Below are 9,376 nucleotides of genomic sequence, written 5' to 3'. Positions count from 1 at the left end.
TTCTCGGAGTAAGCAAGGACTCTGTAGCGTCTCACAAGAGATTTGAAGAAAAATACGGACTGGCATTTACGCTATTAGCAGATCCGGAGCGTAAAGTTATTGAAGCATACAATATTACTATACAAAAAAGAATGGGGCGTAGTTATGGAGAAGGAAAAACTAAAAATACTTGAAGAATTAAGACGTATTTTTATCTAAATAACGAGCTGTTATAACCCATGTAATTTGTCCGATAGCAATAACTCCTGCTATCGAAAAAAACACAACTTTACTCATATATCCCATAAAGACAAGAGCAAATAATACAAGAACCAATAATGTAAGTGTTACTTTATAAGCATTCGCAAGAGAAGCATTAGTAATTGCGATATTTCTTTCATCATTTTCTAATATTTGCATTTCTTTTGTTGGCTTACTGAATATATCACAACCCATAAAAATCAATATTATTCCAATAAGCGTTGTACCATAGACAACCAAATCTGGACGAGGTACGGGCAATAGTTGGTGTACGCCTAAACCATAAGTTAGTAAACCACCTAAAAAGATTATTACACCGATAAATAATTCAACTTTTTGTATCTTATGTTTCATTTGCTTTCCTCCTCATAAATAAATATTTCTTCAATACTCATTTGAAAGTACCTTGCAATTTTAAAAGCTAAGATAATAGAGGGATTGTAGCGTCCATTTTCTAAAGAGCCTATTGTTTGACGAGATACTTCAAGAGCAGTCGCTAAATCTTCTTGTTTAATACCTCTTTGTTTTCGTAATTCTTCTAAACGATTTTTCACAACATACCCCTTTCTTGAACAAATGGAAAGTTTGCTTTCCTTTTCTAATCTTATGATACTCCTGCAAGTAAAGAATGTCAAGCAAACTTTCCATATTTTATTATCCTACAATCTTCCAGTTGCTATCCTTATGTAGCACAAGTTCATACTGCGATATTTGTGTAGCCTTTGTCTGATTATCAAGGAATTTCACAGCAACTTTGACTTTCACATTGTCCCCGTCCTTTGTAAAGATAGGGTTTACCAGTTCAGCATAAATGTAGTCCCTGCCGATAGGCTCAAGCACATTTCCCGATACATAGTAGGCAAGCTCTTTTTCTGTGGCTGTCGGGTACAGCTTAAAGAATGTTTCAAGAAATGCAGTAGCGTCATTGACGGTATCAGCGTCTACACTTGCATTTGCTTCTGGTGTCTTAGGCTCATAATCTGATTTCTCGATTGCTGGTGCAAGGGTAGGGTTCTGAACGATTACCATATCCCCGTCAGCGTCTACATGGACTTTTACGGTATAGGTTGCTTTCACATTGCTTGTCTGTTCTCCCTCTTTTATCTGCTGATCCACTTCGTAGGTAGCAGAAAAAGTGTCCGTTCCCGACTGTTCAATACTCCATACAATCACATCTGTAACTGTGGAGCTGGTCGGTATATCGGTTCTAATGGTATCCACATTCAAGTCCTGCAATTCCTTTGTCAGATAACCGCTGATTGCCTGCGTCCTTGCTTCAATCGCTTCTTTGCTGTTACTCCATGTGTAGTAGGGCTTTGCAAAGTTCTTCACAAAATTTTCTATCCCGTTGGTGTCCTGCAAGCGAAGCTCTATGATTTCTTTTTCATGGGTCGTGTGCTGGTCGATAGCCGTAAAATTCTTATACGCCCCAAAGCTCACGCTTGCGATAAGCACCACCCACAATGCAATCACGGATTTTTTATGTGTGCCTACCTTGAAAGTACGCACCTTTTTTTCTTTGGGTTCTTTGATAGTTTCTGTCTGTTTCTTATTCTTTCTAAACATGATGAAATCCTCACTTTCTATTGTTTTACTCGTCCTGCACCGATTAAGTGCTGTTGCCAGTAACTACTACTTAGGTCTGCATATCCTATCGGGTCGCCTGCGTGGTACATCTGTGTCGGCGAAACAAGAATACCGACGTGTGTTACATAACTTCCAGCGTTATAGGTAGAATGGAAAAATACCAAGTCCCCAGCCTTTGCCTGCGAAAGTGGAAGATGTTGGGTTGCGTCATACTGTGCTTGTGCGGTTCTCGGTAAGGAGATACCAGCTTTTCCATAGCACCATTGCGTCAGTCCCGAACAGTCAAAAGAAGTGTTGGGATTGCTACCGCCATACACATATTTCCAGCCTTGATATTTTAACGCTTCATTCATGACCTTTTGTGCCAGCTCTCCCGATACCTGCGGAACAGTTAAATACTGATTGACTAATTCGACGTAAAATTGATTGCCATACTGATACCGCCAACCCCCGTTCTTCGCAACGGCTATCGGGTTGGTGTAGGTTACTTTCTTTCCACCCGATTTCTCACGGGCGAAGCTCTCTGCAAGGTTAAAGGTGTGTTTCTTTCCTTTTCCTGCCACATATCCCACATAACCACCGCCATAGTTATAGGACTGTATCGCTACATTCAAATCGTCGATACCTTGATTTTTACAGGAAGAAAGCAGGGACGCAAAATACTTACACCCCTGCTTGATTGAGCTTTCCGTATCTAAAGAGTTGGGCGGTAAACCAAGACTTTCTGAACTCTGCATAACATCTTCTGCCGTACCGCCACTTTCTACTTGAATGATAGCCAGTAGCACGTTGACATACTCGGAGATACCGTTTTCTCTGGCGTATTTTTCCACCATAGGCTGATGTTTCAAGACTTCTGCGGATAAATTCATACCCGTAATGCCAGAAGAAAAGTTGCTGTTCTCGTCGTCGCTGTCCGCACTAATGAGGACACCAAAGAAAAGGACTATGGAAAAGAGGATAGGAAACAGACTGCCAATAAGAGCGATATGTTTCAGTTTCATTTTTTCTTCTGTCCTTTCTTCGTTACAAGGTTACGGTTCTTTTCGGTATGTTCCGTTGTACGCTTTGATTGTTCAAAGGTCTGTTTCTTTGTAGTACGCTCTGCTTTGTAATTCTGGCGTGTTTCCTGCGATACTACTTTTTCTACATTCTGCCTATGTACTGGCTGTGCAGGCTGGGTCGCTTTCTTATCAGAAGCACCAGAAGATAACGGACGCTCTTTCACAACATTTGTCTTGACTGGTTCACTTGCTTTTGAAGTGGTCGCTGTGGCAGGACGTTTCACTTCCTGCATTTTTTCCGCACTCGGCTTTGGAATGGTTGAAGCTGTGGCTGGTCGCTCATGGGGACGGGTAGCTCCCGTTGTCGCTGATCCGTCCGTCTTTCTTTGTCTTGCTTCTTGTGCCTTTTGAAGCTCCATACGTTTGTCAGCGATATTCTGTCTATGCTGTTCCTGCTTTTCCAAGCGTCCCGTCTGTCTGGACTGCTGTTCCTGCACCATGCCACGCTTGAAGTCTGATACGCTGGACTTTGCCTTTTCCTTTGCGGAATACACCGCATAAGCGGTCTGTGTCGGCATATCCTTGATATTCTCTTTGACAGCGTTAGCCTTGTCTTTCACTTTATTTTTCGTATCTAAGACAGCACCCACCTTTGAGCCTGCACGCTGTCCCATGCTGGAAGTGGTATTGCCCCGATTTTCTTTAGAAGCCGTATTTTTTCTTTCGGCTCTCTTGCCAGCAACGGCACCCGAAATACCGCCAGCACTTACCGCCCTTGCAATACGGTGTTCCATACGCCTAGCCCTATGTCGCATAAACAGATACGGTCTGCGGAAAATTCTTCGTCCCATGTTTTGACTGTCGCCAGCATTAAGTGAGAACATACTCATTAAGTCGCCCAGTTTCATATAGATACCAGCAAAACACACTATCTGCAAGAACGCCACCATAAAGAACGGGTAGTCTGTGGAGATGTTATAAAACATACTGGAAATGCTGAACGCCACCGTTACAATGAGCGTTATTCCTGCCCGTGTCATTATGGTATTAAATACCCTCACGATTGCCTGCTTTGCCATGCTTTCATAGCTCGGTATCATGGAAAGTAGAAAGCTGATAGGTAAAAACATTGCAAAGATAATAAAGAGTATCTGGCTGAACAACATCATACCCGTAAGCAAGAATACAAATATCGTGATACCTAAGTTAAAGAATAGCAGGAAGAACACCATACCTAAACGGTTTACGACCTGCGGTATCGTCAGATGTTGTTGTCATTGTCCTCGATTTCTGTTTTCACGACTTCCTCTCTGGTCTTGCCGTCCTCGTCCTCTGGACTTACTGATACCAGAGCTTCTACACGGTCTGTCCCGATTTCCTCTGCGTTGCTGTTACCAAATTGAAGCAAGAGCCACGGCTGTTCCACTTGAATGGAAAACAAGCTGTCCCGTATCAAGTCCACGCTGTCCTTGCCCTCGCTGTCAGAGTTGGGGAGCATGATTTTTGTTCCCAAGTCCAAAGAAGCGGTACTGATGTCTGATGAAAATTCATTTATCTTCTTGATGTAATCGGGAGCGTAGGCAATAAAGGAAGCGGACAACACGAACACCACCACAAAGTTAATAACAGCGTGAAGTGCCTTGCTGGTTTCGCGTTTGATAAGTCCCGTATAGGCAACATAAAGTCCCACTATTAAGATAATGAGAAGCAGGAAACCGACATAGAAGCCCGTAGAAGAAAAGCCGTTCTCGGTAACGCCTGCAAGGGTCTGTATGCTTTGTCCGATACTGTCTGCCATATCGTTAATAAAATCAAGTTTGTATGCTTCCTGCACCACATAGCCCGTAGCATTGCTTAAATAAAGGCTTATCGTCCAGACAAAATTGGTAATGCAGTAAAGTCCGTACTGCACCGATTTTCCGATACCGTCCAGCCAGTTCCATGGCAACCACGACCAGCTATTATCCACATAAAAATCAAGCTGGTAATTCGACAGCGGATATTTTGAGTAAAGATTTTCTGCGTTTATGGTATCGTCCACAAGCCCCGTCGCATGAGCCACCGTCCCCAGAAGTGAGAGCAGGATAAGGGAGAGTGCCACGACAAACAGAGCCATTTTGAGAAAGTGAAGTATCTTCCTTTTTGTGAACGCACCTTTTATCCTTTCTTTCATCACTCCACCTCATTTCTCTGTACGGGCGGTCTGGTATCAAAGGCGTGTAGCAGTTCTTCAAAGACTGGGTGTATCTGCACCACACCGACACGCCCGTATAAGTCCTGCAATAAGCATTGTCCGTTCTCCAAATCACGCAAGCGTTTCTGGTTGTTCTCGTCGTCCTTGTCGATACCGAAAAATTCTAAGGTCTGCTTTATCTCGTTGATGTCAGTAGAACGAAAGGCAAACTTCAAGCCGATATTGTTTTTCAGACTTTCCTTTGACACGTCGCCAGAAGATTGTGTAACAAAATAGACGCCTGCCTGCATAGCTCGTCCAGCACGCACCAGCTTATTTGATAAAGTTTCGCCTTGTGCCACATTTAAGAACGCCCACGCTTCGTCAAGGTCTACAATCTTAAAAATGCTTCTGTCTGAATGGATAAAATCAAGGGCAAAGGTACTAATCACAATCAGCATAGACACCGACAATAATTCAATGGTCGTGTATTCCTCAAATGTTGTATCCTTATCTGGTAATACTAAGTCCGCTACTTGAATGATATTGAGTTGGTTATCCAGACTGATTGCATTTTCCACCGTACCGTCTGAAAACAGCAGGTGTGCAAAGTCGTAGTCCGTGAAGCTGTCGATATGTTCTGCGATATTTCTTGATATGGGTGTATCTTCACGGCGTAGCTCGTCTATCACATGGAGCAAGCCCCGACTGTCGCTCTGGGTAACGGAGCGTACCGCCTTACGAAGTACAGGGAATTTTTCGCCGTCCCTAGAGGAAATACCCGTAAGGAATGTTAAGATGTCGATTGCCAGACTTTCAGCGTCTTTTACATTCTTCATAATCACGAACGGGTCAAGAAGTCCTGCATTGTCCTTGTCGCTGGTAAGGTTTACGATATTGATTTCATGGGCGATTTCTGGGAGCGTTTCTTTCCAGTTGCCCCTCTCAGCTTTGGGGTCTAAAATGACTGCTTGACCGCCAAACAGCACCGCATAATATACCAGAAGATTGTTGCAGAATGACTTTCCACCGCCAAGCGAACCGACAAAAGCAGAAGCAAGAGCGTTTGTTACTGTACCTTTTACACCCTGCGAAGCTAACGACGGTTGCAGGTACACATTTCTTCCCGTATCAACGGAATAGCCCATATAGATACCCGTAGTTTCCCCTAACTGCTGGGTCGCACCAAAACCAAGACCTGCCAAGAAATCTGATTTTACATACTGCACGTAGTCATTGATATATCGCTTGCTGGCAGGAAGAAATTCAGAATGAAGCCCCAGCATATCCCCAGCAGGACGCACCAGCTTTACATTGAGGTCGTCGTAAAAATCTTTGACTTCATCACAACGGCGTTTTAATTCGTCCAAATCATCAGCCGATACACGCACTACATAAGAGAGCTTATACATACTTTCTTTTGTCTGGTCTAAGTCCGTTTCCAGCTCATCCACGCTGTCTAATGCGTCCACCACATTTGAGCTTGTTTCACTTCCTGCTTGATAAGCGTGATTGTCAAGGTCTTTCAATTCCTTTTTCTTGTTGCGGACGGTTGTTAATGCTTTACGGTTCTCCACGATTTCTACATTCATAGAAGTATCAACGGGGAATGTGAATTGCTGTTGCTGGAAATAGAAGATTTCAGACGACGGAAAATCAAGCTCGCCAACAATCGCATTGACGGTAAAGTAGGACACATAGCTTTCCCTGTCCTCATGTTCCAATCGCAAATACCGCTGGCTTTCCTCAATCACACACCTTGTCGGACGGATAAGGTCGTAGTATTTTATCAGCGTTTCTTTCTGTAATTTCTTCTTTGGTAGCTGGTACTCATAATCTTCATAGGCGATACCGTCCCTGCCGTAAAGATGTTCCATGAGATACCCAAAATCATGGATTTCCAAGCGACGCACCTTAAAGCGACGGGAGATTTTATTTTCCAGCAACTTTTCCATTTTCATATAACGGTTGATTTCATCATTCGGCATGGAAACAAAGTCATTCATCAGCGTGTGGTTCACTTCATGGAGAAATTCCTTGAATGTCAGCCACGCCGATTTTTTGATGTTCTTCAGATTGAGCTGTTCTTCCGTAACCATGAGCTTAAAGCCAAGAAAAAAGCGGTAGTCCACTTGATTGTCCCCAATCATTGATACTAACGCTTCGGTCTGTTCGTCTATCTTCTGGCAGGCAACTTCCTTTAATTTCCCCGTAACCAGCTTCTTTGACTGCTCCTGCATACTTCGTATTGAGCTTTCCGTTGCAATCTGCAACGCATGAATTTTTCCCTCACGGGACTGTGCGATAAGCTGTCGGAAACTGTCATGCACGATAAATTTCTGCTCTGCGGATAGGAAAGAATAGTTGTATGGTATCAGCTCATAATAAGCAAACACCTCATTGTCCTTATTCCAGACAAGGTTATTGTCAATATATTTTATCGGGAACATAGTTCACACTCCTTACTGCCGTGATTGTTTCATTGAGTATCTGCTTATGCAGTTTTACGGCTTTTCCTGCATAAGTGATTTTCGGTCGCAGGGCATAGGTTATCTGTGATTTCAAAAAGCTGTACGGCTTCTTTCCGTCAAAGGTTTTCTGCGACATAAACCATGTGAGAGCAACGGGAATACCAAAGTATTTGAGAAATGCTCCCTCAATCATGGAAAGTGGGGGAATATCCCCAAACAGAATAATGAGAAATTCCGTAATCACAAACCATGTAATCTGTGTAAAGGTAACGGGAAAGGGTAAGTTAAAGTCATTGATTGCATACAAGACTTTTTCCACGTTCCAGATACCCGTATAAGATTTAATCTTTTTCAAGTTCTTTCAGCTCCTTTCGTAAGTTTCTAAATAGAAAAGGACAGCCATTTTCAGACTGTCCCTTAAAGAGAAATACGCTGTCAGTAACAACAATGCTTGTCGCTGATCTTCCAGCGTTAATATGGTATCTCGCACATACCTCGCTTGTTTCAATAAAGCAACCGCCCATATCCAAATCTCGCCCGTAGGCTTCATAGTCAATGTAATTCTGTAAGCTGGGTGGAATGTCCCCAAGTGCCTGCAATTCGTCTATGTAGTAATAGGCAACGTCTGTCATAGTTTCACAGTCGGGATAATAATAAATATCGTCCTTGTGTTCCACGACTTCTTCCAGCGTCCCGTAGTGGCTGATAAATTCGTCCAGACACTCTACAATATAGTCGGGAAGTTCCTCTATCATTTCATACATCTCATTGAGTTCTTCAATGGAAACATACTCGCCAATCGCAATGGGGAAGTTGTCGGTATCATGGATAGCGTATTCCTCATACTGTTCATTCAAGCCGATTTTTTCTTTCACATCTTCCTCGTCAATGGGGAACGTGAACCAAGCACCGACTAAATAGCCCTCATTGTATTTGCCAAGATTAGCAATGTAAACCGCCATATCATCAATCATAAGCACCACCTCATTTCCTACTCTGGCAGTTCAAAGATACCGTGTTCTGTTACTAAAAATTTCCCGTGTTCCTGCAAGTGAGAAGCGTAGGCTTCAAAGTCAAAGTAATATTCTTGACAGTCCTCGGATAAATGCTTAAATGTCGGGTCGTTCATCAGCTTTTGCCTTGCAACATCTATCATGCTTTTGCAGTCGGGATAAACCGTAATCACGTTCCTGCAAATATAAAGTGCTTCTAAATTTTCATACACGGTAAGAAGTGATACATATTCTTCCTGCATATCGCTTGAAAGCTGGCGGTACATAAAATCTAATTCGTTGAGCTGGTACACGCTTGTATGTTCGTGGACTTCATCAGCAAAGGGCAGTACCTTTTCGATAATGCGGTAATCCCCACTTTCTGCACCGACACCTAACTTTTCTTCAAACTCTGCAACATCTATCGGCAGGTCAAACCAGTATGATGTTGTTTCTTCGCCAGTTGTTCCTTTCGTTTCCACCAGCACCCTTGTTTCCTGCATTGTTCCTCACGTCCTTTCTGTTGTTTCATCACATCTTGTAAGGTCTGGTACGACATACCAAACACATATTTAGAAAAATCTTCTAACTGTCTTTCTTCATAATCGGCAGGGTTCAGTCGTTTCATTTCCTGCCACACCTTACGCTTGTAAGAGGGCAGGTCGGAAATATAATCACAGCCGACTTTCGTCTGCATATCCTTAAAAATATCGCTCATTTCATCACTCCAATCTAAAATTTAGGTAAGAAAAAAGCAGTCAATCCTAAGACTAACTGCTTTGTGTGTATGGATATGAAATTGTCAAACTGGGATTTATCAATATAAACTACCATGGAAAAATATAATAAAATACCAAAGTACTTAATACAATTCCGACAATATACATTTTTCTATAGTTTACTTTTTTG

The 9,376-nt window shown here is 42.7% G+C and carries 8 protein-coding genes and 3 pseudogenes; 1 reads left to right on the top strand and 10 read right to left on the bottom strand.

Annotated features, from left to right (window positions below):
* Nucleotides 1-152 (top strand): annotated as a pseudogene (locus DWZ60_RS21010) (redoxin domain-containing protein); the annotation flags it as partial.
* A 25-nt stretch (nucleotides 153-177) separates the two neighbouring features.
* Here DWZ60_RS21010 and DWZ60_RS16075 read toward each other — a convergent pair.
* From DWZ60_RS16075 to DWZ60_RS16030, 10 genes and pseudogenes are all read right to left on the bottom strand, one after another.
* Nucleotides 178-594: a hypothetical protein gene (locus DWZ60_RS16075; protein WP_008787625.1), complete on the bottom strand. Its 417-nt coding sequence runs from the start codon at nucleotides 592-594 to the stop codon at nucleotides 178-180.
* Nucleotides 591-794 (bottom strand): helix-turn-helix transcriptional regulator, encoded by a 204-nt coding sequence (locus tag DWZ60_RS16070; RefSeq protein WP_008787624.1) that lies wholly within the window; start codon nucleotides 792-794, stop codon nucleotides 591-593. The genes DWZ60_RS16075 and DWZ60_RS16070 overlap by 4 nt, the downstream gene beginning before the upstream one ends.
* Nucleotides 795-894: 100 nt before the next feature.
* Complete coding sequence (locus tag DWZ60_RS16065) at nucleotides 895-1,806, bottom strand: conjugal transfer protein (RefSeq protein WP_008787623.1); 912 nt, start codon at nucleotides 1,804-1,806, stop codon at nucleotides 895-897.
* A 17-nt stretch (nucleotides 1,807-1,823) separates the two neighbouring features.
* The gene (locus DWZ60_RS16060; protein WP_008787622.1) at nucleotides 1,824-2,831 is read right to left on the bottom strand and encodes a bifunctional lytic transglycosylase/C40 family peptidase; all 1,008 of its coding nucleotides are present in this window, start codon (nucleotides 2,829-2,831) and stop codon (nucleotides 1,824-1,826) included.
* A pseudogene (locus DWZ60_RS16055) lies at nucleotides 2,828-5,004 on the bottom strand (CD3337/EF1877 family mobilome membrane protein). Before DWZ60_RS16055 ends, DWZ60_RS16060 begins: the two are co-directional and overlap by 4 nt.
* The gene (locus DWZ60_RS16050) at nucleotides 5,004-7,454 is read right to left on the bottom strand and encodes an ATP-binding protein (RefSeq protein WP_008787620.1); all 2,451 of its coding nucleotides are present in this window, start codon (nucleotides 7,452-7,454) and stop codon (nucleotides 5,004-5,006) included. The pseudogene DWZ60_RS16055 and the gene DWZ60_RS16050 overlap by 1 nt, the downstream one beginning before the upstream one ends.
* The gene (locus DWZ60_RS16045; RefSeq protein ID WP_009243016.1) at nucleotides 7,432-7,830 is read right to left on the bottom strand and encodes a conjugal transfer protein; all 399 of its coding nucleotides are present in this window, start codon (nucleotides 7,828-7,830) and stop codon (nucleotides 7,432-7,434) included. Before DWZ60_RS16045 ends, DWZ60_RS16050 begins: the two co-directional genes overlap by 23 nt.
* Before the next feature lie 116 nt (nucleotides 7,831-7,946).
* A pseudogene (locus tag DWZ60_RS16040) lies at nucleotides 7,947-8,449 on the bottom strand (antirestriction protein ArdA).
* 17 nt (nucleotides 8,450-8,466) lie between these two features.
* Entirely contained in the window at nucleotides 8,467-8,970 is a 504-nt protein-coding gene (locus DWZ60_RS16035) for an antirestriction protein ArdA (protein ID WP_008787619.1), read from the bottom strand.
* On the bottom strand, nucleotides 8,889-9,185 hold the full coding sequence (locus tag DWZ60_RS16030; RefSeq protein ID WP_008787618.1) for a hypothetical protein: 297 nt from the start codon (nucleotides 9,183-9,185) through the stop codon (nucleotides 8,889-8,891). The genes DWZ60_RS16035 and DWZ60_RS16030 overlap by 82 nt, the downstream gene beginning before the upstream one ends.
* Nucleotides 9,186-9,376: the final 191 nt, after the last annotated feature.

It is taken from the genome of Blautia sp. AF34-10 (assembly GCF_003477865.1).
Classification (GTDB): domain Bacteria; phylum Bacillota; class Clostridia; order Lachnospirales; family Lachnospiraceae; genus Fusicatenibacter; species Fusicatenibacter saccharivorans.
The sequence above is the reverse complement of the archived record's forward strand: the minus strand, read 5'-3'. Positions and strand labels throughout refer to the sequence as shown.